Source organism: Rhizobium sp. 21-4511-3d (assembly GCF_053522545.1).
On sequence record NZ_JBNWCF010000008.1, the window covers coordinates 108150 to 134521 of the forward strand.

At 63.2% G+C, this 26372-nt stretch carries 30 protein-coding genes and 1 pseudogene; 17 read left to right on the plus strand and 14 right to left on the minus strand.

Annotation, left to right across the window (positions count from 1 at the left end; genetic code table 11):
• The first annotated feature begins 70 nt into the window (after window positions 1-70).
• The 11 genes from ACQZ5H_RS18485 to ACQZ5H_RS18535 all read left to right on the plus strand — a co-directional run bounded on the left by ACQZ5H_RS18485 (window position 71) and on the right by ACQZ5H_RS18535 (window position 6600).
• Window positions 71-778, plus strand: a complete 708-nt coding sequence (locus ACQZ5H_RS18485; RefSeq protein ID WP_112719472.1) for a DUF1045 domain-containing protein — start codon at window positions 71-73, stop codon at window positions 776-778.
• Window positions 779-825: 47 nt separating this feature from the next.
• Window positions 826-1683 carry an AraC family transcriptional regulator gene (locus ACQZ5H_RS18490; protein ID WP_112719471.1) on the plus strand — a complete coding sequence of 286 codons (858 nt, stop codon included), beginning with the start codon at window positions 826-828 and terminating at the stop codon, window positions 1681-1683.
• A gap of 106 nt (window positions 1684-1789) precedes the next feature.
• Window positions 1790-2455 (plus strand): AzlC family ABC transporter permease, encoded by a 666-nt coding sequence (locus ACQZ5H_RS18495; protein WP_130278535.1) that lies wholly within the window; start codon window positions 1790-1792, stop codon window positions 2453-2455.
• Window positions 2452-2757: an AzlD domain-containing protein gene (locus ACQZ5H_RS18500; protein WP_112719469.1), complete on the plus strand. Its 306-nt coding sequence runs from the start codon at window positions 2452-2454 to the stop codon at window positions 2755-2757. Before ACQZ5H_RS18495 ends, ACQZ5H_RS18500 begins: the two co-directional genes overlap by 4 nt.
• Window positions 2758-2868: 111 nt before the next feature.
• Window positions 2869-3792 (plus strand): allantoinase PuuE, encoded by a 924-nt coding sequence (gene puuE, locus ACQZ5H_RS18505; RefSeq protein WP_449098660.1) that lies wholly within the window; start codon window positions 2869-2871, stop codon window positions 3790-3792.
• Window positions 3792-4289, plus strand: a complete 498-nt coding sequence (uraD, locus tag ACQZ5H_RS18510) for a 2-oxo-4-hydroxy-4-carboxy-5-ureidoimidazoline decarboxylase (RefSeq protein WP_112719467.1) — start codon at window positions 3792-3794, stop codon at window positions 4287-4289. The genes puuE and uraD overlap by 1 nt, the downstream gene beginning before the upstream one ends.
• A gap of 65 nt (window positions 4290-4354) precedes the next feature.
• Window positions 4355-4645, plus strand: coding sequence for a nucleotidyltransferase family protein (locus ACQZ5H_RS18515; RefSeq protein WP_112719466.1), 291 nt, complete (start codon window positions 4355-4357; stop codon window positions 4643-4645).
• Between the two features lie 32 nt (window positions 4646-4677).
• Window positions 4678-5004: a HepT-like ribonuclease domain-containing protein gene (locus tag ACQZ5H_RS18520; protein WP_449098661.1), complete on the plus strand. Its 327-nt coding sequence runs from the start codon at window positions 4678-4680 to the stop codon at window positions 5002-5004.
• A 3-nt stretch (window positions 5005-5007) separates the two neighbouring features.
• Window positions 5008-5508 carry an ureidoglycolate lyase gene (locus ACQZ5H_RS18525; RefSeq protein ID WP_449098662.1) on the plus strand — a complete coding sequence of 167 codons (501 nt, stop codon included), beginning with the start codon at window positions 5008-5010 and terminating at the stop codon, window positions 5506-5508.
• On the plus strand, window positions 5505-5861 hold the full coding sequence (uraH, locus tag ACQZ5H_RS18530) for a hydroxyisourate hydrolase (RefSeq protein ID WP_449098663.1): 357 nt from the start codon (window positions 5505-5507) through the stop codon (window positions 5859-5861). Before ACQZ5H_RS18525 ends, uraH begins: the two co-directional genes overlap by 4 nt.
• A gap of 1 nt (window position 5862) precedes the next feature.
• Window positions 5863-6600: a metallophosphoesterase family protein gene (locus ACQZ5H_RS18535; RefSeq protein WP_449098664.1), complete on the plus strand. Its 738-nt coding sequence runs from the start codon at window positions 5863-5865 to the stop codon at window positions 6598-6600.
• Window positions 6601-6602: 2 nt separating this feature from the next.
• Here the strand turns inward: ACQZ5H_RS18535 and ACQZ5H_RS18540 are convergent, their stop codons facing one another.
• The 4 genes from ACQZ5H_RS18540 to puuD form a co-directional block, all read right to left on the minus strand.
• Window positions 6603-7739, minus strand: coding sequence for an alpha-hydroxy acid oxidase (locus tag ACQZ5H_RS18540; protein WP_449098665.1), 1137 nt, complete (start codon window positions 7737-7739; stop codon window positions 6603-6605).
• A 169-nt stretch (window positions 7740-7908) separates the two neighbouring features.
• A complete protein-coding gene (locus ACQZ5H_RS18545; protein ID WP_449098666.1) occupies window positions 7909-8832 on the minus strand; it encodes an adenylate/guanylate cyclase domain-containing protein in 924 nt (307 codons plus the stop codon).
• A gap of 27 nt (window positions 8833-8859) precedes the next feature.
• Entirely contained in the window at window positions 8860-10167 is a 1308-nt protein-coding gene (guaD, locus tag ACQZ5H_RS18550; protein ID WP_449098667.1) for a guanine deaminase, read from the minus strand.
• Window positions 10164-11408, minus strand: coding sequence for a urate hydroxylase PuuD (gene puuD, locus ACQZ5H_RS18555; RefSeq protein WP_112719455.1), 1245 nt, complete (start codon window positions 11406-11408; stop codon window positions 10164-10166). Before puuD ends, guaD begins: the two co-directional genes overlap by 4 nt.
• Window positions 11409-11533: 125 nt before the next feature.
• On the opposite strand from puuD, the gene ACQZ5H_RS18560 reads away from it, so the two are divergent.
• Together ACQZ5H_RS18560 and ACQZ5H_RS18565 are read left to right on the plus strand one after the other, a co-directional pair.
• A complete protein-coding gene (locus ACQZ5H_RS18560) occupies window positions 11534-12232 on the plus strand; it encodes a Type 1 glutamine amidotransferase-like domain-containing protein (RefSeq protein ID WP_449098668.1) in 699 nt (232 codons plus the stop codon).
• Window positions 12233-12318: 86 nt separating this feature from the next.
• A complete protein-coding gene (locus ACQZ5H_RS18565) occupies window positions 12319-12651 on the plus strand; it encodes a hypothetical protein (RefSeq protein ID WP_112719453.1) in 333 nt (110 codons plus the stop codon).
• Here the strand turns inward: ACQZ5H_RS18565 and ACQZ5H_RS18570 are convergent.
• Window positions 12645-13550 (minus strand): LysR substrate-binding domain-containing protein, encoded by a 906-nt coding sequence (locus ACQZ5H_RS18570; RefSeq protein ID WP_449098669.1) that lies wholly within the window; start codon window positions 13548-13550, stop codon window positions 12645-12647. The two genes, ACQZ5H_RS18565 and ACQZ5H_RS18570, sit on opposite strands and share 7 nt — an antisense overlap.
• 103 nt (window positions 13551-13653) lie before the next feature.
• Here ACQZ5H_RS18570 and ACQZ5H_RS18575 point away from each other — a divergent pair, with 103 nt between their 5' ends.
• A complete protein-coding gene (locus ACQZ5H_RS18575; protein ID WP_246777461.1) occupies window positions 13654-13857 on the plus strand; it encodes a hypothetical protein in 204 nt (67 codons plus the stop codon).
• Here the strand turns inward: ACQZ5H_RS18575 and xdhC are convergent.
• Both xdhC and xdhB read right to left on the minus strand, forming a co-directional pair.
• Window positions 13836-14642: a xanthine dehydrogenase accessory protein XdhC gene (xdhC, locus tag ACQZ5H_RS18580; protein WP_449098670.1), complete on the minus strand. Its 807-nt coding sequence runs from the start codon at window positions 14640-14642 to the stop codon at window positions 13836-13838. The genes ACQZ5H_RS18575 and xdhC overlap by 22 nt on opposite strands.
• Before the next feature lie 259 nt (window positions 14643-14901).
• A complete protein-coding gene (gene xdhB, locus ACQZ5H_RS18585; protein ID WP_449098671.1) occupies window positions 14902-17241 on the minus strand; it encodes a xanthine dehydrogenase molybdopterin binding subunit in 2340 nt (779 codons plus the stop codon).
• Window position 17242: 1 nt separating this feature from the next.
• Here xdhB and ACQZ5H_RS18590 point away from each other — a divergent pair.
• Window positions 17243-17431 (plus strand): annotated as a pseudogene (locus ACQZ5H_RS18590) (hypothetical protein); the annotation flags it as partial.
• Here the strand turns inward: ACQZ5H_RS18590 and xdhA are convergent.
• The 6 genes from xdhA to ACQZ5H_RS18620 all read right to left on the minus strand — a co-directional run bounded on the left by xdhA (window position 17422) and on the right by ACQZ5H_RS18620 (window position 22970).
• Entirely contained in the window at window positions 17422-18888 is a 1467-nt protein-coding gene (gene xdhA / locus ACQZ5H_RS18595) for a xanthine dehydrogenase small subunit (protein ID WP_449098672.1), read from the minus strand. The pseudogene ACQZ5H_RS18590 and the gene xdhA overlap by 10 nt on opposite strands.
• A gap of 30 nt (window positions 18889-18918) precedes the next feature.
• Window positions 18919-19695: a 3-hydroxybutyrate dehydrogenase gene (locus ACQZ5H_RS18600; RefSeq protein WP_449098673.1), complete on the minus strand. Its 777-nt coding sequence runs from the start codon at window positions 19693-19695 to the stop codon at window positions 18919-18921.
• Window positions 19696-19771: 76 nt separating this feature from the next.
• Window positions 19772-20782: an ABC transporter substrate-binding protein gene (locus tag ACQZ5H_RS18605; RefSeq protein WP_449098797.1), complete on the minus strand. Its 1011-nt coding sequence runs from the start codon at window positions 20780-20782 to the stop codon at window positions 19772-19774.
• A gap of 2 nt (window positions 20783-20784) precedes the next feature.
• Window positions 20785-21549, minus strand: a complete 765-nt coding sequence (locus ACQZ5H_RS18610) for an ABC transporter ATP-binding protein (protein WP_449098674.1) — start codon at window positions 21547-21549, stop codon at window positions 20785-20787.
• Window positions 21546-22334, minus strand: coding sequence for an ABC transporter permease (locus ACQZ5H_RS18615; protein WP_449098675.1), 789 nt, complete (start codon window positions 22332-22334; stop codon window positions 21546-21548). The genes ACQZ5H_RS18610 and ACQZ5H_RS18615 overlap by 4 nt, the downstream gene beginning before the upstream one ends.
• A gap of 27 nt (window positions 22335-22361) precedes the next feature.
• Window positions 22362-22970, minus strand: coding sequence for a YkoF family thiamine/hydroxymethylpyrimidine-binding protein (locus tag ACQZ5H_RS18620; protein WP_449098676.1), 609 nt, complete (start codon window positions 22968-22970; stop codon window positions 22362-22364).
• Between the two features lie 243 nt (window positions 22971-23213).
• On the opposite strand from ACQZ5H_RS18620, the gene glpK reads away from it, so the two are divergent.
• Window positions 23214-24707 carry a glycerol kinase GlpK gene (gene glpK, locus ACQZ5H_RS18625; protein ID WP_449098677.1) on the plus strand — a complete coding sequence of 498 codons (1494 nt, stop codon included), beginning with the start codon at window positions 23214-23216 and terminating at the stop codon, window positions 24705-24707.
• Here glpK and ACQZ5H_RS18630 read toward each other — a convergent pair whose 3' ends face one another.
• Window positions 24708-25733, minus strand: a complete 1026-nt coding sequence (locus ACQZ5H_RS18630; RefSeq protein ID WP_449098678.1) for an acyltransferase family protein — start codon at window positions 25731-25733, stop codon at window positions 24708-24710.
• A gap of 168 nt (window positions 25734-25901) precedes the next feature.
• Between ACQZ5H_RS18630 and ACQZ5H_RS18635 the strand changes: the two genes are divergently transcribed.
• On the plus strand, window positions 25902-26363 hold the full coding sequence (locus ACQZ5H_RS18635; protein ID WP_130277752.1) for a nuclear transport factor 2 family protein: 462 nt from the start codon (window positions 25902-25904) through the stop codon (window positions 26361-26363).
• Window positions 26364-26372: the final 9 nt, after the last annotated feature.

Sequence of the window (26372 nt, forward strand, 5' to 3'; positions counted from 1 at the left end):
CACCTATCTGCTAGCGCATCGACGGTGCCGGATTCGGCCGTGCACTGCACTCTCAGATGGAGGAAATCGCATGCGTTATGCCATTTGCTTCACGCCTTCGCCGAGCGATCCGCTCAGCCATGTGGCGGCCAATTGGCTTGGCCGTAACGTCTTTTCGGGCGAGATGCTGGAGCCGCCGGCCGTTCGCGGTCTCGGCATTCACGAAATTGCCTTCCACACGGCAGTGCCGCGCCGCTATGGATTTCATGGCGTCCTCAAGGCGCCGTTCCACCTTTCCGCGGATGTTTCGGAAGCGCAACTCCTGCGGGAGTTGATGCGGTTCTCCGGCACGATCCAGCCTTTCAGCGTTCCGCGCATCGAGGTGGCCCGGCTCGGCAATTACTACAGCCTAGTGCCGACGCTGCCCTGCGAGAATGTGCGCTATCTGGCATCTTCCATCGTCCAGCATTTCGATCGCTTTCGCGCGCCTCTGTCGGAAGCCGATATCGAGCGCAGCGATCCCGATGGCCTGTCGGCGGCGCAATTCGCCAATCTGCACCGCTGGGGCAACCCTTACGTGATGGACGAGTTCCGTTTCCACATGCCGGTCACCGGCCCGGTCAACTGTGTCGACATGCCCCGCATCGAGCAGGCGCTGCGGTCGATCTTCGAGCCGGTGCTGAACGATCCGATCCAGATTTCCAACATCGCGCTGATGATGGAAGAGGGGATGGGCGGTCCCTTCCGCGTGCATTCGCTGCATCCGATGGGCAAGGTCAGCGCCCGCAAGATCGCCTGATCACTTTTGTTCAAGAAGCCGGCGCGGATTGATGCTATATCCGCGCGATGCAGAATATCTCGCAGGAACAGGCAACCGATGCCATGCCGCTTGCCGGCGCGGAGACGACGCGCTTCTGGCGCGACCGCCGTTTCGGCGGCATGGAATGCCTGAGCGCGACCTTCCTGACCCACGAATTCGCGCCGCATGCGCATGATACGTTCAGCATCGGCGCCATCGAGAGCGGCAGCCAGATCGCCACGATCCGCGGCACGCGCGAGGCATCCGGCCCCGGCGACCTCTATCTGATCAATCCCGGCGAGACGCATGACGGGGCGCCGACCGAGGGCGGATACCGCTACCGGATGATCTATCCTGACATGGCGCTGTTCCGGGAAGTCCTCGAAGATGTGACCGGCAAGAGCTTTCAGGGTACGCCGGCCTTCGGCAAGCAGATCCTGCACGATCCGAAGCTCGCTGCCGCTTTTCAGCAGGCGCATGAAATTCTCGAAATCGGCAGCGGGGCGCTGGAGAGCAGCCAGGCGATGTTCCAGGTTCTCGACGCTATGTTCCGCCAGCATGGCAGCTCGATCATCGTGCCCGTCGATACCAAGGAACGGTCGGCGGTGCGCCGGGCGCGCGATTACCTGATGGAGAACTACGCGACCGATATCGGGCTCGAGGAGCTCGCAGGCGTTGCCGGTCTCAGCCGCGCGCATCTGATCCGCGCCTTCCGCAAGGAATTCCACATCACGCCGCATGCCTTCCTCACCGACATCCGGGTGCGGATCGCGCGGCGCAAGCTGCAGGCGGGCGAGCAGCCGGCCGAGATCGCGCTCGAATGCGGCTTTGCCGATCAGGCGCATTTCACCCGCCACTTCAAGGCGCGCACCGGGATAACGCCCGGCCAGTACCGCGCCCGATAATCACTTTCGTTCAAGACGCCGCTTCGGCGCGGCTCTATGACCTCCGCAGCAAGCGGAGTTTTTGAACGTGAACAAGAATGAATTCTGGGCGGAATTTTCCGGCGGCATGCGGGCAATCGCGCCGCTGATCGCCGCCGTCATCCCGATCGGGCTGGTCTTCGGCGCGGTGGCCGCCACCAAGGGGCTTTCGCCCGTCGAGACCGGGCTGATGAGCGCGCTGGTGTTTGCCGGCGGCTCGCAATTCGTGGCGATGGATATCTGGACGCATCCGGCCTCCTGGGCGGGGCTGGGTTTTGCGGCATTGCTCGTCAATATCCGCCATGTGCTGATGGGTGCTTCGATCGGCACCAAGATGCAGGCCTTTCCGCCGCGCGCCCGCTATCTCTCCGTGCTGTTCCTTGCCGACGAGATCTGGGCGATGGCGGAGTTCCGCGCCGGTGTGGCGCGGCTGACGCCCGCTTGGTTTGCCGGGCTCGCGACACCCTTCTATCTCGCCTGGGTAATCTCGGGACTGGCGGGCGCCACGCTTGGTGCGTTCCTTGGCGATCCCGTCACGCTCGGCCTCGACTTTGCCTTTCCCGCCGTCTTCATCGTGCTGGTCATGGGCTTCTGGAAGGGTCCCGAGACCGGCGCCGTGCTGCTCGCCAGCGGTGCGGCCGCCGTGCTCACCCAGCATTTCATTCCCGGTGTCTGGTATATCGCCGCCGGTGCTCTCGCCGGTCTGGTCACCGCTCTCTTCAGCGGCAAGCGCCGCATCGAGGTAACGCCATGACGCTCGATCTTTCCACACTGCTCGCGATCCTCGCGATGGCGGCGGCAACCATCCTGACGCGCATCAGCGGTCTCATCCTCATTCGCCATGTTTCGCTCGAAGGCAGCAGGCGCAAGGCGATCGAATCGATTCCGCCGGCGGTTCTGATGGCGGTGGTGGCGCCGACCGCCTTTGCGACCGGTATCGCCGAGACCATCGCCTGCGCGGTGACCGCGCTCGCAGCACTGCGGCTGCCGATGCTGGCGGCGGTGGCATCGGGCGTCGTCTGCGTGGCGATCCTCAGGGCGATCGGCCTCAGCTGAGCGATTTCGTGAGAGACTTTCGCGATTTCCGTGAAAGTCTCTTGCACATTTCCGGCTCGACTTTCGCTCTCCGGGTGCTACCGTTTCGCCTGTCTTCGAGAAGGTGATTTGATGGCATTCGATACATATCCGCGCGATCTCGTCGGCTACGGCCGCAGCACACCCGATCCGAAATGGCCCGGCGGCGCCCATGTCGCCGTGCAATTCGTCATCAATTACGAAGAGGGCGGCGAGAGCTCGATCCTCGACGGCGACCCGGCCTCGGAGAACCTGCTTTCGGAGATCGTCGGTGCCCAGCCCTGGCCCGGCCAGCGCAATCTCAACATGGAATCGATCTACGAATATGGCTCGCGCGCCGGCTTCTGGCGGCTGTGGCGGATGTTTACCGATCTCAAGATGCAGGCGACCGTCTATGGCGTGACGCTCGCCATGGCCCGCAATCCGGAAGCCGTTGCAGCGATGAAGGAAGCCGGCTGGGAGATCGCCAGCCACGGCTATCGCTGGCTGGAATACAAGGATTTCCCCGAGGATCTGGAGCGGAAGCACATTCTCGAAGCCGTGCGCCTGCATACCGAACTGACCGGCGAGCGGCCCTACGGCATGTACCAGGGCAAGCCATCCGACAACACGCTGCGGCTGGTGCAGGAAGAGGGCGGTTTCCTTTATTCGTCGGACTCCTACGCCGATGATCTGCCCTATTGGTCAAAGGGCGTGGACGGCAAACCCTTCCTGATCATTCCCTATACGCTCGAAACCAACGACATGCGTTTCGCCACACCGCAGGGCTTCAATTCCGGCGACCAGTTCTTTGCCTATCTCAAAGACGCTTTCGACACGCTCTATGAGGAAGGCAAGGAGGGCAGCCCGAAGATGATGTCCGTCGGCCTTCATTGCCGCCTCGTGGGCCGTCCCGGCCGTGCCGCGGCGCTGAAGCGTTTCATGGAATATGTGCTGGGTCACGAGAAGGTCTGGGTGCCGCAGCGTATCGAGATCGCCAGGCACTGGCATGAGCATCACAAGCCGGAGACGATCTGATGAGCGGGCGGGAGGAATTTGTCACCCGCTTCGGCGGCGTCTTCGAGCATTCGCCGTTCATCGCCGAACGCGCCTATGACGACGGTTTCATCCATGGCGAGCTGACGGCCGATCGCGTTCATACGCCGATGGTGGCGGTCTTCCGTGCGGCGAGCGAAGACGAACGCCTCGGCGTGCTGCGCGCTCACCCCGATCTGGCGGGACGTCTGGCGATATCAGGCGAGCTCACCGAAGACAGCAGACAAGAGCAGGCGGGGGCCGGGCTCGACCGGCTGAGCGCCGAAGAGCACAAGCGCTTCACCGAGCTTAACGACCGCTACACCGAGAAATTCGGCTTTCCCTTCATCATCGCGGTCAAGGGCCTGAACAAAGACGATATTCTCGCAGCTTTCGAGAAGCGCATCGATAACAGCCGCGAGGACGAGTTTTCAACGGCGGCCGGGCAGGTCGAGAAGATCGCGCTTCTGCGCCTGTCGTCCATGCTTCCGGAGCGCTGAATGGCGGGGAATTCTTTCCTCATTCTTCCGGCTCGCCTATAGTCTGCCACGCAGGAGATGTTGCCATGAAGCCATCGGAAGTGCTGGAGAAGAACAGGCAGGCGATCCGCGACGCGACGAAGCGTTTCAACGCGGCCAACCCGCGCGTCTTCGGCTCGGTGGCCCGCGGCGAAGACCGAGCCGACAGCGATCTCGATATTCTTGTCGATGCGCTGCCGGGAACGACGCTGTTCGATCTCGGCGGGCTGCTGGAGGAGCTGCAGGATATGCTCGGGGTCAAGGTGGATCTGGTGACCCCCGGCGGGCTGCCCGACAAGATCAAGGCGCGCGTTCTCTCGGAAGCGTCTGCCATATGAGCAATGAGCGGCTTCTCGAGCATATCGATCGCATGCAGGCGGCAGCGCAGACGGCGTTCGATCTGACTGAAGGGATGGGCGAGGCGCAGTTTCTCGGTGACATCAGAACACAGCTTGCCGTGACGATGTCGCTGGTCCTTGTCGGCGAGGCGGCGGCGCGGATATCGGCGATCGAGCCCGGATTTCCGCAAAGCCATCCTGAAATTCCGTGGACGCGGATCAAGGGCATGCGCAACCTGATCGTCCATGACTACTACAAGGCGGAACTGCCAGTGATCTGGCAGACCGCAAGAACGGCCTTGCCCGACCTCGTGACCCAACTTGAAAACATTCGCCACTGGCGGATCCAAGGCGAATGACAGATGCCTGAATTCCTCGATATCCACCCCCTCACCAAAGCCGCCTTCGCGCCCTTCGGCGATGTGATCGAAACCCATCCGGAAACGATGCGCTACATCAATGGCGGCACGACGGAGCGGTTCCACGCACTCGCCTCCGCGGAAGCTGCGGGCGAGGGCGCCCGCGTGATCATCAATCTCTTCCGCGGCCAGCCGCGTGCCTTTCCCTACGAGGTCGGGATGATGGAGCGCCATCCTTTCGGCAGCCAGAGTTTCTCGCCGATCTCCGGAAAGCCGTTTCTGGTCGTCGTTTCCGAGGATGAGGACGGCAAACCCGGCAGGCCGCAGGTGTTCCTGGCGCGGGGCGACCAGGGCGTCAATTACCGGCGCAATGTCTGGCATCATCCGCTGATGTCGCTTGGCGAGCCGTGCACTTTCCTCGTCGTCGACCGCGACGGGACCGAAAACAATCTGGAAGAATTCTTCTTCGACGAGCCCTTCATCATCAGAGAGCCAGCCCTATGACCGGACTGACCACCCATGTCCTCGACACCGCGCTCGGCACGCCTGCCAAGGGGCTGCGGATCGATCTCTATTCGGTCGAGGGCGACATTCGCAAACATCTGAAGACCGTCGAGACCAATTCGGACGGCCGCGTCGATGGCGGGCCGATCCTGATCGGCGATGCCTTCAAGGTGGGCACTTACGAGCTGCTTTTCCATGCGGGAGATTACCTGCGCGCCGCAGGCACGGCGCTGCCGCACCCGGCCTTTCTCGATCTCGTGCCGATCCGCTTCGGTATCGCCGATACGACGGCGCATTATCACGTGCCGCTGCTGATCTCGCCCTATGGCTATTCCACGTACCGGGGCAGCTGAGATGCGGTTTGCTGCGATCGCCGATATCCACGGCAATGCGCTGGCGCTGGAGGCGGTGCTTGCCGATATCGCCGCACAGGGGATCACCGACATCGTCAATCTCGGCGACTGCTTCAGCGGGCCGCTGGAGGCGGGCAAGACCGCGGACCGGCTGCTCGCGCTGAACCTACCGACGGTGCGCGGCAACCACGACCGCTACCTGACCGAGTTTTCACCCGAGCATATGCAGACGTCCGACGAGGCGGCCTATCACGATCTCAGTCCACGCCATCTCGACTGGCTGCGGACGCTGCCCGCCGAGCTCGTCTATCGCGGCGAGGCCTATCTCTGCCACGCAACGCCCGGAAACGACAATCTCTACTGGACCGAAACCATCGCCGCCGATGGCCGCGTTTGTCTGAAGGCGCAGGCCGAAATCGAAGCGCTCGCCGAAGGCATCACACAGCCGCTGATCCTCTGCGGCCACACGCATTTGCCGCGGATCATCGCGCTCTCCGGCGGCCGCCTGCTCGTCAATCCTGGAAGCGTCGGCTGCCCGGCCTATGACGACGATCAGCCCTATTTCCACAAGGTCGAGAACGGCCATCCGATGGCAAGCTACGCCATTCTTGAAAAGAGCGCCGATCGCTGGACCGCCCATTTCCGCACCGTCGCCTATGACCATATGGCGATGTCGGAGCTCGCAAGAGCAAACGGCCGCCCGGAATGGGCGGCCGGATTGGCGAAGGGGCGGCTGTAAGGTCAGGCGGCAATCACCGACGCATCCACATCCCGGATGTCCCGCTTGCCGCAGAGCGCCATGGTCGTGTCCATCTCCTTGCGGAGGATTTCCAGTGCCACCGTCACGCCTTCCTTGCCCATGGCGCCGAGGCCGTAGAGGAAGGGGCGGCCGATATAGGTGCCTTTGGCGCCGAGGGCCACGGCCTTCAGCACGTCCTGGCCGGAGCGGATGCCGCCGTCGAGATGGATCTCGATCCTGTGGCCGACGGCGTCAGCGATGGCGGGGAGCATGCTGATCGAGGAGGGGGCGCCGTCGAGCTGGCGGCCGCCGTGGTTGGAGACGATGATGGCGTCGGCGCCGGTCTCGGCGGCGAGTTTTGCATCCTCGACGTCGTTGATGCCCTTGATGATCAGCGGGCCGCCCCACTTTTCCTTGATCCAGGCGACATCGGACCAGGAGAGCCGCGGATCGAACTGTTCGTGCGTCCAGATGGAGATCGAGGAGAGATCGGTAACGTTTTTGGCGTGGCCGATGATGTTGCCGAAGGTGCGGCGCTTCGTCTGCAGCATGTCGAGGCACCAGAGCGGGCGCGTTGCCATCTGCCAGATGTGTTTCGGTGTGAATTTCGGCGGGGCGGAGAGGCCGTTGCGCAGGTCCTTGTGGCGCTGGCCGAGGATCTGTAGGTCGGCGGTCAGCACCAGCGCCGAGCATTTCGCCGCCTTGGCGCGGTTGATCAGGTCGAGGACGAAATCCTTGTCCTTCATCACGTAAAGCTGGAACCAGAAGGGCTTCGTCGTCACCGAGGCGACATCCTCGATCGAGCAGATGCTCATGGTGGAGAGCGTGAAGGGGACGCCGAATTCTTCCGCCGCGCGCGCCGCCAGCATCTCGCCATCGGCATGCTGCATGCCGGTCATGCCCGTCGGGGCCAGCGCCACGGGCATCGATACCTTCTGGCCGATCATCTCGCTTTCCAGCGAGCGGTTGGTCATGTCGACCAGGACGCGCTGGCGGAGCTTGATCTTCGCGAAGTCGCTTTCGTTGGCCCGGTAGGTGCTTTCCGTCCAGGCGCCGGAGTCCGCATAATCGAAGAACATCTTCGGGACGCGGCGGCGGGCGAGCGTCTTCAGGTCGGCGATGGTGAGCGGCTTGGACATGAGATCGGCATCCTCCGGAAGTCTATCGAAGACGTATCACACTCGCGGCCCATCGCCAGCAGAATCATGTGCTTAAAGGGCGAGATCCGCTCTATACGGCGGGTTGACCATCGACCATTTCAGAAGCGCGTGGGGCAGAGCGGCTGGCCTGGCATCCGTCGGCTGCGGCTCAGCTTCGCATCACCCAGCGGATTGCGCCGATCACCGCGAAGGCCATCAGCGGCCAGATCGCCCAGAAGGTGCCGTGCCAGGAGAGCAGGTTGATGGCGATGAGCCCTAGGCCGATGACGGCGAGGCCGGCGAGCTGCGGGTCGATGCGGTTCTGCAGGCGGGCGATCGTCATGGCGGAGACGAAGGCGAGGACGAGGATCGGCCAGACGGCCCAAAGGTTGCCTTCCCAGGTGAGCGCGTTGATGAGGGCAAAAAAAGCTGCGGCAATCGCGAAGATACCGAGGAGTTTTCGGGCTCGTGATGGCGAAGCCAACGGCCGCTGATCCGGGCGGCCGGGGGACGGAGCAGCAGCCGTTTGCGGGGCGGATTGCGCGATCGGCTGCACATGCGGGGGATGAGTTTCACCGATGCGGATTGCGTAGCTCGGGATCGCTTCGGAGACGTTCTTGACGGTGAGTGGCCCCAGGAAATCGAAGCCGACGGGCACCTTGTTGCGCACCTGGTCGTAGACGGTGCTGGAGATGACGATGCCGCCCGCGGGTGCCGAGGCTTGCAGGCGGGCGGCGATGTTGACGCCGTCGCCGTAGATATCGGAGCCATCGGCGATGACGTCGCCGAGATTGATGCCGATGCGGAAGAGCATCTGCCCGGCGGCGGGTTTGGCGTCGTTGAAGGCAGCGAGCTCGGTCTGGACGTCCACGGCGGCGCGCACTGCCTCGACGACGCTCGGGAATTCGGCGATCAGGCCGTCGCCCCAGGTGTTGACGACGCGGCCGCCATGGGCGGTGATCAGGCCGGACATGGCATCGCGGTAGCGCTTCAGCGTCGCCAGCGTGCCTTCCTCGTCGAGGCCCATCAGGCGCGTATAATCCTGCACATCGGCAGAGAAGATGGTCGTCAACTTGCGCTGCGTTTCGCTCATGCTTCCCCCGATTTCGCAGGCGCTATGTCAGAGCGCCGCCTTCATCGCGTTGCCCGCGACATATGTCTCCACGATCGATCTGTCGTCGCCCATCGTCTGCAGCAGGAAGAGCTCTTCCGCCAAGGTTTTGACCACATCCATCTTCAGCGCCATGGCCGGCGTTGCCGCGGCGTTGAGGACGACGATGTCGGCGTCGGTGCCGGTTTCCAGCGTGCCGATATTGTCTGCGAGAGACAGGGCTTCGGCATTGCCCAATGTCATATGGTAATAGCTGTCCAGCGGATTCAAGCGCTCGCCGAGAAGTTGCTGGATCTTGTAGGCCTCGTCCATCGTGCGCAGCATCGAATAGCTGGAGCCGCCGCCGATATCGGTGGCGACGCCGATCCTGACCGGCTTCTCGCGGCGCGACAGCGCCTTCAGCGGGAAGAGGCCGGATCCCAGGAAGAGGTTCGATGTCGGGCAGTGGACGGCGATCGATCCGGCTTCGCTCATAGCATCGGCTTCGCGGTCGGAGAGATGGATGCAGTGACCGAAGAGCGTCTTCTTTCCGAGCAACCCGTAGCGGGCGTAGATATCGGTGTAGTCGACGGCTTCAGGATAGAGCTCGCAAGTATAGCGGATCTCGTCGTGGTTTTCCGAGAGATGCGTCTGGATATGCAGGTCCGGGAACTCGCGGGCGAGCGTTGCCGCCGCCTCCATCTGGGCGGGCGTCGAGGTGATGGCGAAGCGCGGGGTGATGGCGACGTGGTTGCGGCCCTTGCCATGCCATTCGGCGATGACGGCGCGGGTCTCGTCGTAGCCCATCTCGGGCGTATCGAGCAGGCCCTGCGGCGCGTTGCGGTCCATCATCACCTTGCCGCCGACCATGCACATGTTGCGACGCATGGCTTCGGCGAAATAGGCGTCGGCGGAGGTCTTGTGCACCGAGCAATAGGCAACGGCGGTCGTCGTGCCGTGGCGGATCAGCTCGTCGTAGAAATGCGTGGCGATCTTCTTCGCATGCGCGGTTTCGACGAAGCGGCATTCCTCGGGGAAAGTATAGGTGTTCAGCCATTCCAGCAGGTTGGCGGCATAGGAGGCGATCACCTGCATCTGCGGAAAATGCAGATGGGTGTCGATGAAACCGGGCATGATGAGATGCGGGCGATGGTCGATCTCTTCCGTGCCTTCGGGCGCGCTTGCCTTCACGTCGGCATAGTTGCCGCTGCCGGCGATCTTGCCGCCGTCGAGCAGCAGGGCGCCGTCGGTCTCGTAGAGATAGCTGTCGGTATCCGTCAGGCTTTGCGGGGCGCGCTTGAACGAGAGCAGGCGCCCGCGCAGAAGTTTCACTGTCATTGCTGTTTGCCTTCGACTGCGCTTTCATACCAGGCGACGAGCAGCTTGCGCTCATCGGGCGTGATGTCGGTCACGTTGCCCGGGGGCATCGCATGGCTCCGTCCTGCCTGTATATAGATTTCGCGGGCGTGGGCGGCAATTTCCGCATCGTTTTCGAGGATGACATTCTTCGGCGGGCGCGCCAGGCCCTCATAGACGGGCTCTGCCGCATGGCACATCGAACAGCGCGTGCCGACCAGCTGCTTGACGGCGGGGAAATGCGCGTCGCCGGCAAATTGCTGGAAGGCAGGGGCGACGGCCGCCGCATCGGCATCCTTCTCGCCGGTCAGCACCTTCGGTACGGTCGACAGCCACATGATCAGGATGAACAGGATGACGGTGGCGATCCAGGTCCAGGTCGGGCGGCCCTTGCGGGCATGCGTGGTGTTGAACCAGTGGCGGATGGTGACGCCCATCAGGAAGACGAGTGCGGCGATAACCCAGTTGAAGGCGGTGCCGAAGGCCAGCGGATAATGGTTCGACAGCATGAAGAAGATGACGGGCAGCGTCAGGTAGTTGTTGTGCAGCGAGCGCTGCTTGGCGATCTGCCCGTATTTCGGATCCGGCGTGCGCCCGGCGATCAGGTCGGCAACAACGATCTTCTGGTTGGGGATGATGATCATGAAGACGTTGGCCGACATGATCGTCGCCGTGAAGGCGCCGAGATGCAGGAAGGCGGCGCGGCCGGTGAAGACCTGCGTATAGCCCCAGGCCATGAAGACCAGCACGGCATAGAGCACCACCATCAGGCCCCAGGTGTTCTTGCCGAGCGGCGACTTGCAGAGCAGGTCATAGACCAGCCAGCCGCCGGCGAGCGAGGCAAGTGAAATCAGGATCGCCGTCGAGGGGCCGATATCCAGCACATGGCGGTCGATGAGGAAGAGATCGGCGCCGCCATAATAGACGATGCAGAGCATCAGGAAGCCGGAGAGCCAGGTGAAATAGCTCTCGTATTTGAACCAGGTCAGGTGCTCCGGCATCTGGGCGGGCGCCACCAGATATTTCTGGATGTGATAGAAGCCGCCGCCATGGACCTGCCATTCCTCGCCATAGGCGCCGACGGGCAGATGCGGCCGCTTCACGAGGCCGAGATCGAGCGCGATGAAATAGAAGGACGAGCCGATCCAGGCAATCGCGGTGACGACGTGGAACCAGCGCGCCGCAAAGGCCAGCCATTCCCACGCTATGGCATATTCGTACATTCGGTTCCCCTGTCTTCTCGACTCGTCACATTGCAGAATGTTGGTGCATGAGGGAAGGGGGAAGTTCGCTTCCCATCGGGCGGCGAATGGCCGATAGTTCGGGCACCAGGAGAGGGAGAACAACGATGATCCTTGTGCTCTACAGCGATCAGGTGATTGCCGAGAATGCGCCGATGGACCGGCGGCTGGCCGAGATCGTGCGTCAGCGCGGCGAGCACATCGGCTACATCTCGTCGGGCCCCGATCCCGACCGCAGTTTCTTCAAAGAGAAAGCCGCCTATTACAGGGAGCACGGCCTGACGCTCGATCCCTTCATCGATCTCGACGCCGTGGTGCCTAAAGATCTCGAACGTCTATTCTCCTGCAACGCCATCCACCTCTCCGGCGGCCATACCGGCCATTTCCTGCAGCGGCTGCACAATGCCAACGTCTTCGAACGTCTGCGGTCGTGGGCGCTCGACGACGGCATCCTGATCGGCACCAGCGCCGGGGCGATCCTGATGACGCCGACGATCGCCGTCGATGCCTTCTTCCTGGGACAGCAGCCTTCCGACATCACCGATGGCGAGGCGCTCGATCTCGTGCCCTTCGAGTATTTTCCGCATCTGAACGAGGACGAAAGCTTTCTTCCCAAGCTGCTGCGCTACAGCGCCACGATCAGCCACCCGGTCGTCGCCTGCCGGGACGGTGAGGGGCTGATCGTTCATAGCGACGGCGTGGAGATCTTCGGCAAGCCGCTGATGATCTTTCAGGGATCCGCCGATGTCATCAGCCTGGAAAGGCTCGATGCTTTGATGGTGGCCGCACGCCGTCTTGAAATGTGACGGCTTCGTTACACCTTAATTCGAGGGCTGCCGTGATGCGGTGAGATGCGCGTTGCGGCGGGGCATGCATCGATGGAGATGTGCCCATGCGAAGCATATTGGCATGCGTAATGATTGCCTTTGCCTCCGGTGCTCTGGCGCATGATGCGCCTTCCGGATGGTCCTATGATCCATTCTGTTGCAATGGCGACAGCCAGACCGGCGATTGCCAGATGATCCCGTCAAAGAGCGTCACGGTGACGCCGAACGGTTACCGGGTGACGCTGGTGCCGGGCGACCACCGGCTCGTGACACGCTACCACGTTTTCCTGCTGCCGCTGACCAAGGCGATGCATTCCGGCGACGGCGATTATCACCTCTGCCTGTTTCCGAACGAGGATACGCCGCGCTGCTTCTATGCGCCCGAAATGGGCTATTGAGCCGGCAGCTTGCTGCCGTGCATCTCGGTCATGATCCAGTTCCGGAAGGCCTTGATCTTCGGGACGTTGCGGCGGTTTTCCGGGTAGGCCAGCCAATAGCCGCGGCCATCGCTGCATTGCAGCTCGAAGGGGCGGATCAGCTTGCCGCTGGCAAGCTCGTCCGGGTAGAAATCCGGCGTCAGGATGGCGACGCCCTGACCGGCGACGGCGGCTGAGGCTTCATAGGCCTGGGCGCCGTAGAAGCTCGTCGCCCGTGTCTTCAGGTTCGATGTCGGAACGCCTGCCGCTTCCAGCCACTGGTGCCACCAGGGGTCGGTGGTGTCGAAGATCCTGAGCTTCAGGAGATCGGCCGGTTGGTGGACGCCGCCGATGGTTTCGGCGAGGGCCGGGCTCAGCATCGGCGTGAAATAGACATCCATCAGCTTCTCGGCGCGCAGGCCCGGCCATTCGCCGGTGCCCGAGCGGATGCCGATGTCGAAGGCCTCGCGGCCGAGATCGACCAGCGTATCGGAGGTGTTGATGCGCACCGCGACATTCGGATGGTCGAGCTGGAAGAGGCCGACGCGGCGCGCCAGCCATTGCGAGGCGAAGGTGGCGAGACAGGTGATCTGCAGCGTCACTTCGGTTTCGCCGCGCGCTTCAGCCATCGCGAGCTGCAGCATCTCGAAGGCCTCGGTGACCTGCGGCGCCAGTCTCTCGGCTGTCTCCGTCAGACTGATCTGCCGCGGGCGGCGCAGGAACAGCGGCTCGCCGACATTCTCTTCCAGCAGCTTCACCTGATAGCTGACGGCCGTCTGGGTCATGCCGAGCTCCTCGCCGGCCTTGGTGAAACTGCCATGCCGGGCAACGGCCTCGAAGACGCGCAGCGCATTCAGCGGGAACTGTTTCGACAGCTTCATGGATAAGCTCTCTTTATGCATGGAGATGATCGTTCGATTGGAATTGCAGCATTTCCAGGCGCAGACTGCAAGTCATACCATCAACTGAATGAAGGTGATTGTCATGAAGGACTCAACGATCGAACGCAGTGAGCTGCACAATGAGCTGCCAGCGCGCGCACTTGTCTCCCGTTTCCGGGCATGGGTCTACCGCACGTTCGTCTACTCCTCGCGGCTCGACGTCGACACCATGCCCGACCGTGTCAGGCGCGATCTGGGGTTCCTGGATGGCCGGGAGCCGCGCGATTATTTCGAGCGCTGGCCATAAGCAGCCAGCGCCGCCAGAATCTCGGCGGCGGTCATGGCGGCGATCACCTCCGGGCGCTTGTCGCGCACGGCAGAGCCGCCGATCGGCAGGGTGAGACGGGCGAGTGACGCCTTCTCGCCGCCTTCGCGCGAAAGCCAGCTTGAGAAGGTGGCGCGCTTGGTCGCCGAGCCAATCATGCCGGTATAGGCGAGGTCCGTTCGCGCCAGCGCTTCGCGGGCAATCAGGAAATCGAGGGCGTGGTCGTGGGTCAGGATGGCGATCGCGGAGCCCGCGGGGATTTCCGCGATAAGGGCTTCCGGCATCGCCGTCAGTTTCGTCGCGGTTTCGGCAGGCAGGTTTGCCAGTTCTTCCTGGCGGGTCTCGATGACGGTGACCGCAAGCGGCAGCGGGGCGAGTGCCACGGCGAGGGCGCGGCCGACATGGCCGGCGCCGAAGAGATAGACGGCGGGGCGGTGTTCGGCTTCGCCGATATGCCTTGCTTCAAGTTCGTTCAGAACGTCATCCGTCACCCGACGAAAGCGCAGCTGCGTGCGGCCGCCGCAGCATTGGCCGATTTCGGGGCCGAGCGGGATGTCCATCGTCTCGGTGCCGCTATTTTCCAGCAGGTTGCGGGCGTTTTCGATCGCCAGATATTCGAACTGGCCGCCGCCGATCGTGCCCCAGATGGCGGTGGGCGAGACCAGCATGAAGGTGCCGGTCTCGCGCGGGGTGGAGCCCTGGGTGCCGGTGATCTCGATGAGGATGGTGGTGGGGTGGGTGGTGAGGAAGGTGTGGAAGTCGGTCATTGGTTGACCGATAGGTTTGTGGGTGGGTTACCCCCCTCTGTCCTGCCGGACTGCCGGGGGCGAGCCACTCGTCTCGCCCCGCTCTTCGAGCCCCCCACAAGGGGGGAGAACGGCAAGAAGCACGGGTTTCCCCAAACAATGGATGTCAGAGTATTGCTGTGGCGCGAGCGGATGCGCCCAGCCGATCTCCCCCCTTGTGGGGGAGATGCCCGGCAGGGCAGAGGGGGGTAGGCCACGAACGCAGAGCCCCCACTCATCCTCAAACCAGCTTCATCCGCTCGACAGCCATCAACACCCGCTCCGGGGTCGCCGGCGCATCCAGGCGAGGGCAGACCCTGTAATCCGCCACACTCGCCACCGCCATCGACAGCGCCTCAAGCACCGAGATCGCCAGCATGAACGGCGGTTCGCCGACGGCCTTGGAGCGGCCTATCGTCGCCTCCTTGTTTTCCGACCATTCGGCCAGCTTGACGTTGAAGACCTTCGGGCGGTCGGAGGCGAGCGGGATCTTGTAGGTGGAGGGGGCGTGGGTGCGCAGGCGCCCCTTGTCGTCCCACCAGAGCTCTTCCGTCGTCAGCCAGCCCATGCCCTGCACGAAGGCGCCCTCGACCTGGCCGATATCGATCGCCGGGTTCAGCGAACGGCCGACATCGTGGAGGATGTCGGTGCGGTCGATCAGATATTCGCCGGTCAGCGTATCGATCGTCACCTCAGTGCAGGAGGCGCCATAGGCGAAGTAGTAGAAGGGCGTGCCGCGGCCGGCGGCGCGGTCCCAGTGGATTTTCGGGGTCTTGTAGAAACCAGCGGCCGAAAGCTGGACGCGGGCGAAATAGGCCTGCTTGACGAAATCCGGGAAGGGGATCTCGGTCTCGCCGACGCGCACGCGGTTCGGCAGGAAGATGACCTCGGCGGGATCGACGCTCCATTTCTCGGCAGCAAAGGCGACGAGGCGCTCCTTTAGCTGCCGGGCGGCGTCATAGGCGGCCATGCCGTTTAGGTCGGAGCCGGAGGAGGCGGCCGTCGCCGAGGTGTTCGGCACCTTGCCCGTCGTCGTCGCGGTGATCTTCACGCGGTCGATATCGACCTGGAAGCTGTCGGCCAAGACCTGCGCCACCTTGGTATAGAGGCCCTGGCCCATCTCGGTGCCGCCATGGTTCAGGTGGATCGAGCCGTCTTGGTAGATATGGACGAGCGCGCCTGCCTGGTTGAAGGCGGTCATGGTGAAGGAGATGCCGAACTTCACCGGCGTCAGCGCGATGCCCTTGCGGATGTAGCGGCTGTCGCGATTGAAGCTGATGATGGCGTTGCGGCGGGCCTGATAGTCAGCACTCTCCTCGAGTTCGCCGACGATGCGCTCCAGGATACTGTCTTCGACCTCCTGGTGATAGGGCGTCAGCGTGCGGCCGGAGCCTGGCTGGCCGTAGAAATTCAGCTTGCGGATTTCGAGCGGATCCTTGCCGGTGGCATAGGCGATCTCTTCGATGAAGCGTTCAGCGCCGAGCATGCCCTGCGGGCCGCCGAAACCGCGGAAGGCGGTGTTGGAGACGGTGTGCGTCTTCAGCGGCTTAGATTGCAGATGCACATGCGGATAGAAATAGCTGGAATCGGCATGGAAGAGGGCGCGGTCGGTGACCGGGCCGGAGAGATCGGAGGAGAAGCCGCAGCGCGCCGCATAGGTGGCGTCGACGGCATGGATGCGGCCTTCGTCGTCGAAGCCGAGTTCGTAATCGACGAGGAAGTCGTGGCGCTTGCCGGTCGCCGTCATGTCCTCGTCGCGGTCCGGGCGGAATTTGACGGCGCGCTTCAGCTTCTTGGCGGCGATGGCGGCGAGTGCGGCAAACTGGTTGCCCTGGGTTTCCTTGCCGCCGAAGCCGCCGCCCATGCGGCGCACGTTCACGGTGACGGCGTTGGAGGGGATGTTGAGCACATGGCCGACGATATGCTGGATCTCGCTCGGGTGCTGCGTCGAGGACCAGACGGTGACCTCGTCGTCCTCTCCGGGGATCGCCATGGCGATATGGCCCTCGAGATAGAAGTGCTCCTGGCCGCCGATGCGCATCTGGCCGCGCAGCCGGTGCGTCGCATTGTCCATCTCGGCCTTCGCCTCGCCGCGCTTTAGCGTCATAGGCGTGATGACCAGCGGACTGCCATTCTCCAGCGCGCCGTCGATATCGCTCCAGTGCGGCAGATCACGATATTCGATCTTCGCCTTGCGGGCGGCATGGCGGGCGGCCTCGCGGGTTTCGGCGATGACGGCGAAGATCGGCTGGCCGTGGAACTCGACCTTGGTTTCGGCAAGCAGCGGCTCGTCATGGCTGCCGTTCGAGGAGACGTCGTTGACGCCGGGCACGTCCTTGCCGGTGAAGACGAGGACGACGCCGGGGTGGCGGCGGACTTCGGAGAGATCCATGCTCAGGATATCGGCATGCGCCCGGTCCGAAGTGCCGAGAGCGCCGTGCAGCAGGCCTGCGGGTTCGGGAATATCGTCGATATAATCGGCGCTTCCGGTGACATGCTTATGCGCTGAATCATGTTTCAGCGACCCATGCATCGGGCCGGAGATCATGGCTTTTGGATTTTCGAAGGTGGATTTATCCATGATGAGACTCCGCCGCACAGGTCGGTGCGCGTGGCCCCCTCATCCGCCCTTCGGGCACCTTCTCCCCGCTGGGGAGAAGGGGGAACGAGACGGCGCCCCACATCCCTTCTCCCCTCGGGGAGAAGGTGCCCGAAGGGCGGATGAGGGGGCTGCTTGCGCAAACCGTCATGAGATCAACCATCACGCCACCCCCTCGAACCGCTTGAGCTCCACCGGCGTCCCCACCGTCTCCAGATAAAACCGCGTCAGCAGGTTCCGCGCCGTCAGCTGGCGGTACTCCGCCGTGGCGCGCCAGTCGGAGAGCGGCTGAAAATCCGCGTCGAAGGTGTCGCGGGCGGCGTCGATGGTGGCTTCGGTCCAGGGCTTGCCGAGCAGGTCGGATTCGACGGTGCGGGCGCGCTTGGGGATGCCGGCCATGCCGCCGAAGGCGATGCGGATGTCGTGGACGTCGCCGTTGTCGTCGAGCGTCAGGTAGAAGGCGCCGAGAACGGCGGTGATGTCCTCGTCGCGGCGCTTGGTGATCTTGTAGACGGCAAAATGCGTGCCCTCGGCCGGGTAGGGAACGAAGACGCTCTCGACGAATTCGCCGGCTTTGCGGTCCTGTCTGCCATAGGCGATGAAATAGTCTTCGAGCCGCAGCATGCGGGTGCCTGATGCCGAGCGCAGCTTCACGGTGGCGCCGAGCGCGATCAGCGGCGGCGGGCTGTCGCCGATCGGCGAGCCGTTGGCGATGTTGCCGCCGATCGTGCCCATGTTGCGTACCTGCTCGCCGCCGATGCGGTTGATCAGGCCGGCAAGGGCAGGCACCTTCTTGGCGAGGACTTCGAAGGCCTTGGTGTAGGTGACGCCGGCGCCGAAGGTCACGCCGCCCTCGGTCACCTTGATCGCCTGCAGTTCGCTGAGGTGATTGATGAAGACGACGGGGGTGAGTGACCGCATCTGCTTTGTCACCCAGAGGCCGACATCGGTGGAACCGGCGACGATGGTTGCCGTGGGTTCTTCGGCGAGAATGCGGGCCAGTCCCTCGACGGAGCCGGGGATAACAAGCTTGCCGGCGTCGGAGGTAATGGCGATCGTCTCGCGTGGCTGCAGCGCCCAGAGGCGGGCGACGATATCGGAGCGGGTCTTTTCAAGCGGGTCGAAGAGCGTGCTCGGCCGGGCCCTGGCGATGGCTTCCGCCGCCTTGACGATCGGCTCGTAGCCCGTACACCGACAGAGATTGCCCTGCAGCGCCTTTTCGATCTGCGGGCGGCCGGGCTTTTCGCTGGACAGCCAGAGGCCATAGAGGGACATCACGAAACCCGGCGTGCAGAAGCCGCATTGCGATCCGTGGAAATCGACCATCGCCTGCTGCACCGGATGAAGTGTGCCATCCTTGGCGGCCAGATGCTCGACGGTCACGACATGGGTGCCGTTCAGCGAGCCCACGAAGCGGATGCAGGCATTGACGGATTCATAGGCGAGCTTGCCGTCGACGAGGCGGCCGATCAGCACCGTGCAGGCGCCGCAATCGCCTTCGGCGCATCCTTCCTTCGTGCCGGTCAGCCGGCGCCTCAAACGCAGAAAATCGAGAAGCGTTTCGGTCGGCCGGACATCTCTGAGCGTGATGTCCTCGCCATTGAGGATGAAGCGGATGGCGTCGTTCATGATGTTCCTTATTCTTGTTTTTCTAAATGGTTATGCCGCAGTCCAGCCCCCGTCAATCGAGATATGCGTGCCGGTCACCTGACGGGCATCGTCGCTTGCGAGGTAGAGCGCCAGCGCGCCGATCTCCTCGGCCTTGACGAATTCATGCGTCGGCTGCGCCTTCAGGATCACCTCGGTCTTCACCTGCTCCTCGGTCATGCCGCGGGCCTTGGCCGTATCCGGGATCTGCTTTTCGACCAGCGGCGTCAGCACGTAGCCGGGGCAGATGGCGTTGACGGTCACGCCCGACTCAGCGAGCTCGAGTGCGGCCGTTTTCGTCAGTCCTAATATACCATGTTTCGCCGCCACGTAGGCGGATTTGAACGGCGAGGCGACGAGGCCGTGGGCGGAGGCGATATTGATGATGCGGCCATGCTTCTTCGCCTTCATGTGCGGAATGGCCGATCGCATCGTATGGAAGGAGCTCGAGAGATTGATGGCGATGATCTGGTCCCACTTGTCGATGGGGAAGTCCTCGATCTTCTCGACATGCTGGATGCCGGCATTGTTGACGAGGACGTCGACCGTTCCGAAGGTTTTCGCCGCCGTCTCGATCAGGTCGGCGATCTCGGCAGGCTTCGTCATGTCGGCCGGATGATAGAGGGCGCTTCCCTCTGAAAGTGATTCAAGCCGCTCGGTGATCGCCTTGATTTCTTCGGCTTTTCCGAAGCCGTTGATGACGACGTTGTCGCCCTTGCCGGCAAAGGCGGTGGCGATCGCCAGGCCGATGCCGCTGGTGGAGCCGGTGACGACGATGGTTCTTTTCATAAGCGCTTCTCCTTGGTCCGGGTTGGACCAAGGTTATGCGCAAAGCCTTGCGGCTGACAATCGCCGAATGGCGTTCTCAGCTTCCGGCGAGAAGCGTCGTGGTGAAGGCGGCGGAAAAATCCGGGCGCGTGGTCAGCACCTTGCCATCGGCATCCTTCAGAATGCCAGCGTCGAACAGGTAATCGCCGATCGCTTTCATCTTCGCCGGGTCGATGGCACCGGCCTTGCCGGGGGCGGTGCGCAGATAGCCGTCGGAGGCTAGCGTTTTCAGCGATGCCTTGACGAGGTCCGGATTGGTGAGCGCGCCGTCCGTTCCCTTGATCAGGATATCGGCTGCTTCATCCGGATGATCGGCGGCGAATTCATAGCCGCGTCGCGTCGCCTGCATGAAGGCGCGGGCGAAATCGGGTTTCTCAGAGAGATAGGCGCTGCTGGTGCCGAGAATGGCCGTATGCTCATCGGGCACGCCGTAATCGGCATAGACGAAGGCGCGCTGGGCCTTCGTCTCAAGCTCGGCCTGAACGCCTTCCCAGGTATAGACCTCAAGCGTGAAATCGACAGCGCCATTGTCGAGCGCCTGATAGGCGGAAGTGCCGAGCGTCACGGTCTCGAACTCGCCCTTGCCGCCTGCGTTCCTGATCATCGAGCCGAGCAGGGCATTTTCCCAGGCGCTGCCGAAGCCGCCATAGGTCTTGCCGTCGAGATCCTTCGGGGTCTTGATGTCGGTGCGGTCCCCTTTGAAGACAACGCGGCCGGTTTCCTTCTGGACGATCGCGAAAGTGCCGACGAGATCGGCGCCGGCGGCGCGTTGCGTCATCAGGCCGATCGAGCCGAGCACGCCGAAATCGGCGACGCGGCTGGCGACGAGGGTCGCGGCAGAGGTGTCGGTATAGGGGAGAATGTCGACGTCGATGCCGGCTTCGCGGTAGAAATTCTTCTCGCGGACGACGTAGAGGCCGATGTGATTGGTATTCGGCGTCCAGTCGAGGGCGACCGAGACCTTGGGGCTTGCGGCGCGGGCGGCGAGCGGCGCTGCGGTCAGGGCGAGAATGCCTGCAAGCGCCGTGCGGCGGCTGATGATCGGCATGGTCATGGTTCGGCTTCTCCTTCGAAGAGCTTTGCGAGAATGCGGTTTTCGATTGCGATGATCTCGGCCTGATGCCTGCCGGGTTCCGTTCGCGGCCGGGGCAGGCCGACCTCGATTTCGAGGGTGACGCGGGCAGGGCGGGGCGAGAAGACGTAGATGCGGTCGGAGAGCAGCACGGCCTCGCGCACATCATGGGTGATCAGGATCACCGAGAGGCCGCGGCGGGCAGAGAGCGCTTCGAGGAAACGCTGCATCTTCAGCCGCGTCAGCGCATCGAGGGCGCCGAAGGGTTCGTCGAGCAGCAGGATCGGGCGTTGCTGGACCACTGTGCGCAGCAGGGCGGCGCGCTGGCGCATGCCGCCGGAGAGTTCATGCGGCCAGCTGTTTTCGAAACCGGCGAGGCCGAATTCCGCGAGCAGCGGCTCGATCTGGCACCTAGCCTCGCGGCGGGGCATGCCGGAGATTTCAAGGCCGAGTGCGGCATTGTCGATCAGCCGCCGCCAGGGCATCAGCGCGTCGCGTTGCGGCATGAATGCGAAGGGGCGTTCGGCGGCAGAGAGCGGCTGGCCGTTCATGCGAATGCTGCCGCCGGATGCTGCGGCGCTGCCGGTCAACAGGCGGAAGAGCGTTGATTTGCCGGAGCCGGAAGGGCCGAGGACGGAGATGAATTCGCCCTGTTTCAGGTGCAGCGAGATGCCGGCGAGCACATCGATATTGCCGAGGGAGCAGCTGAGGTTTTCGATATCGAGGAGGGGCGCGCTGCTCATTCCAGGTCATCCCCGTTTGCCCGGTGCCAGGGCATGGCGAGGCGCTCGGCGAGGACAGCGAGCGAGAACAGCAAGAGCGTGAGCAGCGCGCTGACGAGAACGGCGGCCAGCACCAGATCGGCGCGGAAATTGTTCTTGGCATTGAGGATATAGATACCGAGCCCGCGGGCCGCACCGGCATATTCGGCAAAGATGGCGCCGACGACGGCATAGGTGATCGATATCCTGAGACCGGCGAAGAAATAGGGCAATGATGACGGCAAGCGGGCGGCGCGGAAGCGCTTCCAGCGCGAAGCGCCCATGGTGGTCAGCAGTTCCTCGATCTCCGGCTCTGTCGCCGCATAGCCGCGTGTGAGCGCCACCAGCATCGGAAAGAAGGTGACGAGGGCGACCAGCAGGATCTTCGGCAGCAGGCCGAAGCCGAACCAGAGGACGATCAAGGGCGCGATGGCGACAAGCGGCAGCGTCTGGCTGATGACGAAAGCAGGCATCAGCGCCGAGCGCAGGCGCGGCACGAAATCGATGAGCACCGAGAAGACGAAGGCGATGAGAAGGGAGGCGGCGAAACCCGCCAGGGTCGCCTGCAATGTCGGCCAGCTGTTTGCCAGCAGCGCGGCACGTTCGGCAAAGGCCTGGGCGAGGACACGCGAGGGTGCGGGCAGCGTCGCGGGCGGGAGGCCCGCGATGCGCACATAGCTTTCCCAGGCGGCGAGCACGGCGCCGACGGACAGGATGGCGGGAAGGAAACGGGCGGCAAGGCCCGGCAACCGGAAAGATCTCGGCATCGGCAGGATCCTGACGTGACGCTGGGATCAGACGGCGGAGGGGCTGTTGGCCGATATGGTCAGATCGATCGTCACATGGCCGTTCGGCGGCCCGAAGCGGACGAAGGCTTCGTGGATCGTCGCGAAGACCGCACCGGCATCGCCCTTGACGCGGGTGCAGAAATTCTTCGAGCGGTCGAAGACGCCCGAATTTTTCAGGAAGTCGATGCAGCCGTAGATCTCTTCCATGTGATCGCCGGTGCCCATGACATAGAGCGAGAACTGCGCGGCGGCATGACGGCCGGTGACCGGCGCGGAAGCGACCGCTTCGAGAGCCGACGCCTTGCGCTCGGCAAGCGGCAGGACCGGACCCGTCAGGGCTTCGGTGTGGCACATGGGATCATCGGGCTCGCCGGGGCAGCCGCGGGAGATGGTGGCGCGCAGCACCGCGTGGATGCCGTCTGCCGAGCCTGCGACATAGAGATCGCGCATGGCGGCGAAGACGATATCGGGCGTGCCAACGATCAGCGTCGAGATGTCGTCGGTCTCGATCCTGAGCTTTTCGCGATAGGGATCAAGTGCCGGAAGGGCAGACAGGATGACGTCGACGAAACGGTCGGTCATCGGGTAAAGGGAAATTTGTGCGCCAGAAAACATCGCTCGCCTCGCTCCGCTGGTATTATCCAGATCAGCTTTAGAGTTTGAGGCCATGCCAGCCGCATCTCAGCCCCGGCTATACGGAGCACCCCTGTCGTTGGCGCCTTTTAAACATGCGCTGCGCGGCTTGTAAAGCGGTGATCTGACGACGGGCAAAATTGCGCTCGGCTTTCTTTTCCCTTTCGTTTCTGCCTCTTAAATGATCTATCTGAAAGCATCAGAGCTTCATGGGAGGGGGCAGGGATGAGCGGGTATGTTCTGGCGATCGATCAGGGCACGACATCGACGCGGGCGATCGTGTTCGATGGCGAGATGAAGATCGCGGGCGTGGGCCAGAAGGAGTTCACGCAGATCTATCCGCGCTCGGGATGGGTGGAACATGACCCGGAGGAAATCTGGGATTCCGTCGTCTCGACGATCCAGATGGCGCTGCGCGAAGCCAAGGTGAAGGCGACCGACATTGCCGCACTGGGGATCACCAACCAGCGCGAGACGGTCGTCGTCTGGGAGCGGGAAACCGGCAAGCCGATCCAGAATGCCATCGTCTGGCAGGACCGGCGTACCGCGAGCTACTGTGAGAACCTGAAGCGTCAGGACCTCGAGAAGATCTTCACCAGGAAGACCGGCCTGATCCTCGATCCGTACTTTTCCGGCACCAAGCTCTCCTGGATGCTCGCCAATGTGAAGGGTGCGCGGGCGCGAGCCGCCAAGGGCGAGCTCTGCTTCGGTACGATCGACACGTTCCTGATCTGGCGGCTGACCGGCGGCAAGAGTTTCGTCACCGACGCGACCAATGCCTCGCGCACGCTGATGTACAACATCGCCGAGAACGAATGGGACAAGGACCTGCTGGAAATCCTGCGTGTCCCCGCGGCGATGCTGCCGGAGGTGAAGGACTGCTCGGCGGATTTCGGCATCGTCGAGAAATCGATCCTCGGCGCCGAGATCCCGATCCTGGGCGTTGCCGGCGACCAGCAGGCGGCGACGATCGGCCAGGCCTGCTTCGAGCCCGGCATGCTGAAATCCACCTATGGCACCGGTTGCTTCGCGCTCTTGAATACCGGCTCGGACATGGTGCGCTCGAGGAACCGGCTGTTGACGACGATCGCCTACCGGCTGGATGGCGAGACGACCTATGCCTTGGAAGGATCGATCTTCATCGCCGGAGCGGCCGTCCAGTGGCTGCGCGACGGTCTCGGCATCATCGACACGGCCGGCGAGACTGGCAAGCTCGCCGAAAGTGCCGATCCTTCGCAGGAGGTCTATCTGGTGCCGGCTTTCACCGGTCTCGGTGCTCCGCACTGGGACCCGAAGGCGCGCGGGGCGATCTTCGGCCTGACGCGCGACAGCGGCCCGGCAGAATTCGCCCGCGCTGCGCTGGAAGCCGTCTGCTACCAGACCCGCGATCTGCTCGATGCGATGCAGAAGGACTGGAAGAACGGCAGCGACGACACGGTACTGCGCGTCGATGGCGGCATGGTCGCCTCCGACTGGACGATGCAGCGTCTCTCCGACCTGCTCGACGCGCCCGTCGACCGGCCGGTGATCCTGGAGACGACGGCGCTGGGGGCTGCCTGGCTTGCCGGCAGCCGGGCCGGTGTGTGGCCGGATCGCAAGAGTTTCTCGGCCAAGTGGAAGCGCAACAAGCGCTTCGAGCCCGACATGGATGAGAAGACCCGTTCCGCCAAGCTCAAGGGATGGAAGAATGCGGTGAAGCGGACGCTGAGCGATGCCTGATCAGGCGGCTGCCACCGCTCGCTCGCGCCTGACGGGCGGGCTGTAGAGCCAGCTGGCGCCCGAGCGGTCGGCGGTTGCCTTGATTGCCAGCGACAGCGTGATGGCGGTGACGCAGATCAGCGGTGCCGCGAGATAGCCGATCGATGGTGAGGGCTCGACCAGGGTGGCGATCAGGCCGGCTATGCCCGCGACAATCATCACATGGGTGACGTAGACCGGCAGCGTGTTGCGGCCGAAATAGGAAAAGACGTCGCGCAGCGCCTTCAGCCGCGACATCAGCACGGCCATGCCGCACAGCCAGGAGAGACCTGCGATCGACGAGGCGAAGGCCCAGAGGCCGGGCTCGATCGGCTGCAGGTGGCTGCGCAGCGCCAGCAGCAGGATGAAGGCGGAAAAGCCACCGGCCGCAAAGGGGAGAGGGCGCTCGGTCAGCGTTTCGGCGATCAGCCTGCCGTACCAGCAGCCGAAGGCGAAGAAGACGAAATATTGCAGCACATTGCGGTGGGTGAAGAGCTCGATCGGCAGATAGCCGCCGAAGGTGAGGATCGAGAGAACGGTGCCGACGGCGATGACCGGGATGCGCGGCGCCGAGGAGAGCAGCTTGGTGACGGTCATGAAGATCGCTAACGCCCAGATGAACCAGATGCCGGTATTCGGCGCCCACCACATTTCGATGAGCTGGTAGGGATCCGACCCTTCCGAGGGCACGAGGCCGTTGGCGTGGACATAGCGGAAATAAAGCCAGCGCGCCGTGCTCCAAACGCCGAACAGCCAGACGAATGTCCAGATCTTCTTTCTCAGAAAATCCGGCCATGTGGCCCGCATCGCCGAAGCGGCGAGGAAACCCGACACCGAGAAGAACAGCGGCATGCGGATCGGCGCCATGATGTTGCTGATCTTGGTGTAGAGGGCCGGGGCCATCTCGTGGAAGTTCAGATAGAGCAGGGTGTGGTAGACGACCACGAGGATGATCGAGAGGCCCTTGGCGATATCCAGCCATTCGATGCGGGTCTTCTGCTGGTGCATGGTTTCCCCTTCCGATTGTGCGCTGCGGCAGGAACAAACCGTCCAATTGCGTCAGAAACGTGGGCGCGACGTCATTCTTCCATGCGTGCGCGAATGCCGCAGGCGCGTCCCTTGCTTCTTCTGTACTGATCGGTACAATGCATTCCTATTGGTACAGGAGATATGACAATGACTGCACTTATCCCCCCATTCACGCTTGAAACCGCCACCCAGAAGGTCCGCCTTGCCGAGGACGGCTGGAACAGCCGCAACCCGGAAAAGGTGTCGCTCGCATATACGCCCGACAGCGCCTGGAGAAACCGCGCAGAGTTCGTCAACGGCCGGCCGGAGATCGTTGCCTTCCTGAGCCGCAAGTGGGCCAAGGAGCTGGATTACCGGCTGATCAAGGAGCTCTGGGCGTTCCGCGAAAACCGCATCGCCGTTCGCTATGCCTATGAATGGCACGACGACAGCGGCAACTGGTTCCGCTCTTATGGCAACGAGAACTGGGAATATGATGCCGATGGCTTGATGCAGCGCCGTTTCGCCTGCATCAACGACATGCCGATCAAGGAATCGGACCGCAAGTTCCACTGGCCGCTCGGCCGCCGTCCGGATGACCATCCGGGGCTGTCAGAGCTCGGCCTCTAAGGACGCAAG

Coding starts and splice junctions, on each gene's coding strand:
- ACQZ5H_RS18485 (WP_112719472.1), top strand. CDS start 71: ATGCGTTATGCCATTTGCTTCACGCCTTCGCCGAGCGATCCGCTCAGC.
- ACQZ5H_RS18490 (WP_112719471.1), top strand. CDS start 826: ATGCAGAATATCTCGCAGGAACAGGCAACCGATGCCATGCCGCTTGCC.
- ACQZ5H_RS18495 (WP_130278535.1), top strand. CDS start 1,790: ATGCGGGCAATCGCGCCGCTGATCGCCGCCGTCATCCCGATCGGGCTG.
- ACQZ5H_RS18500 (WP_112719469.1), top strand. CDS start 2,452: ATGACGCTCGATCTTTCCACACTGCTCGCGATCCTCGCGATGGCGGCG.
- puuE (WP_449098660.1), top strand. CDS start 2,869: ATGGCATTCGATACATATCCGCGCGATCTCGTCGGCTACGGCCGCAGC.
- uraD (WP_112719467.1), top strand. CDS start 3,792: ATGAGCGGGCGGGAGGAATTTGTCACCCGCTTCGGCGGCGTCTTCGAG.
- ACQZ5H_RS18515 (WP_112719466.1), top strand. CDS start 4,355: ATGAAGCCATCGGAAGTGCTGGAGAAGAACAGGCAGGCGATCCGCGAC.
- ACQZ5H_RS18520 (WP_449098661.1), top strand. CDS start 4,678: ATGCAGGCGGCAGCGCAGACGGCGTTCGATCTGACTGAAGGGATGGGC.
- ACQZ5H_RS18525 (WP_449098662.1), top strand. CDS start 5,008: ATGCCTGAATTCCTCGATATCCACCCCCTCACCAAAGCCGCCTTCGCG.
- uraH (WP_449098663.1), top strand. CDS start 5,505: ATGACCGGACTGACCACCCATGTCCTCGACACCGCGCTCGGCACGCCT.
- ACQZ5H_RS18535 (WP_449098664.1), top strand. CDS start 5,863: ATGCGGTTTGCTGCGATCGCCGATATCCACGGCAATGCGCTGGCGCTG.
- ACQZ5H_RS18540 (WP_449098665.1), bottom strand. CDS start 7,739: ATGTCCAAGCCGCTCACCATCGCCGACCTGAAGACGCTCGCCCGCCGC.
- ACQZ5H_RS18545 (WP_449098666.1), bottom strand. CDS start 8,832: ATGAGCGAAACGCAGCGCAAGTTGACGACCATCTTCTCTGCCGATGTG.
- guaD (WP_449098667.1), bottom strand. CDS start 10,167: ATGACAGTGAAACTTCTGCGCGGGCGCCTGCTCTCGTTCAAGCGCGCC.
- puuD (WP_112719455.1), bottom strand. CDS start 11,408: ATGTACGAATATGCCATAGCGTGGGAATGGCTGGCCTTTGCGGCGCGC.
- ACQZ5H_RS18560 (WP_449098668.1), top strand. CDS start 11,534: ATGATCCTTGTGCTCTACAGCGATCAGGTGATTGCCGAGAATGCGCCG.
- ACQZ5H_RS18565 (WP_112719453.1), top strand. CDS start 12,319: ATGCGAAGCATATTGGCATGCGTAATGATTGCCTTTGCCTCCGGTGCT.
- ACQZ5H_RS18570 (WP_449098669.1), bottom strand. CDS start 13,550: ATGAAGCTGTCGAAACAGTTCCCGCTGAATGCGCTGCGCGTCTTCGAG.
- ACQZ5H_RS18575 (WP_246777461.1), top strand. CDS start 13,654: ATGAAGGACTCAACGATCGAACGCAGTGAGCTGCACAATGAGCTGCCA.
- xdhC (WP_449098670.1), bottom strand. CDS start 14,642: ATGACCGACTTCCACACCTTCCTCACCACCCACCCCACCACCATCCTC.
- xdhB (WP_449098671.1), bottom strand. CDS start 17,241: ATGGATAAATCCACCTTCGAAAATCCAAAAGCCATGATCTCCGGCCCG.
- xdhA (WP_449098672.1), bottom strand. CDS start 18,888: ATGAACGACGCCATCCGCTTCATCCTCAATGGCGAGGACATCACGCTC.
- ACQZ5H_RS18600 (WP_449098673.1), bottom strand. CDS start 19,695: ATGAAAAGAACCATCGTCGTCACCGGCTCCACCAGCGGCATCGGCCTG.
- ACQZ5H_RS18605 (WP_449098797.1), bottom strand. CDS start 20,782: ATGCCGATCATCAGCCGCCGCACGGCGCTTGCAGGCATTCTCGCCCTG.
- ACQZ5H_RS18610 (WP_449098674.1), bottom strand. CDS start 21,549: ATGAGCAGCGCGCCCCTCCTCGATATCGAAAACCTCAGCTGCTCCCTC.
- ACQZ5H_RS18615 (WP_449098675.1), bottom strand. CDS start 22,334: ATGCCGAGATCTTTCCGGTTGCCGGGCCTTGCCGCCCGTTTCCTTCCC.
- ACQZ5H_RS18620 (WP_449098676.1), bottom strand. CDS start 22,970: ATGTTTTCTGGCGCACAAATTTCCCTTTACCCGATGACCGACCGTTTC.
- glpK (WP_449098677.1), top strand. CDS start 23,214: ATGAGCGGGTATGTTCTGGCGATCGATCAGGGCACGACATCGACGCGG.
- ACQZ5H_RS18630 (WP_449098678.1), bottom strand. CDS start 25,733: ATGCACCAGCAGAAGACCCGCATCGAATGGCTGGATATCGCCAAGGGC.
- ACQZ5H_RS18635 (WP_130277752.1), top strand. CDS start 25,902: ATGACTGCACTTATCCCCCCATTCACGCTTGAAACCGCCACCCAGAAG.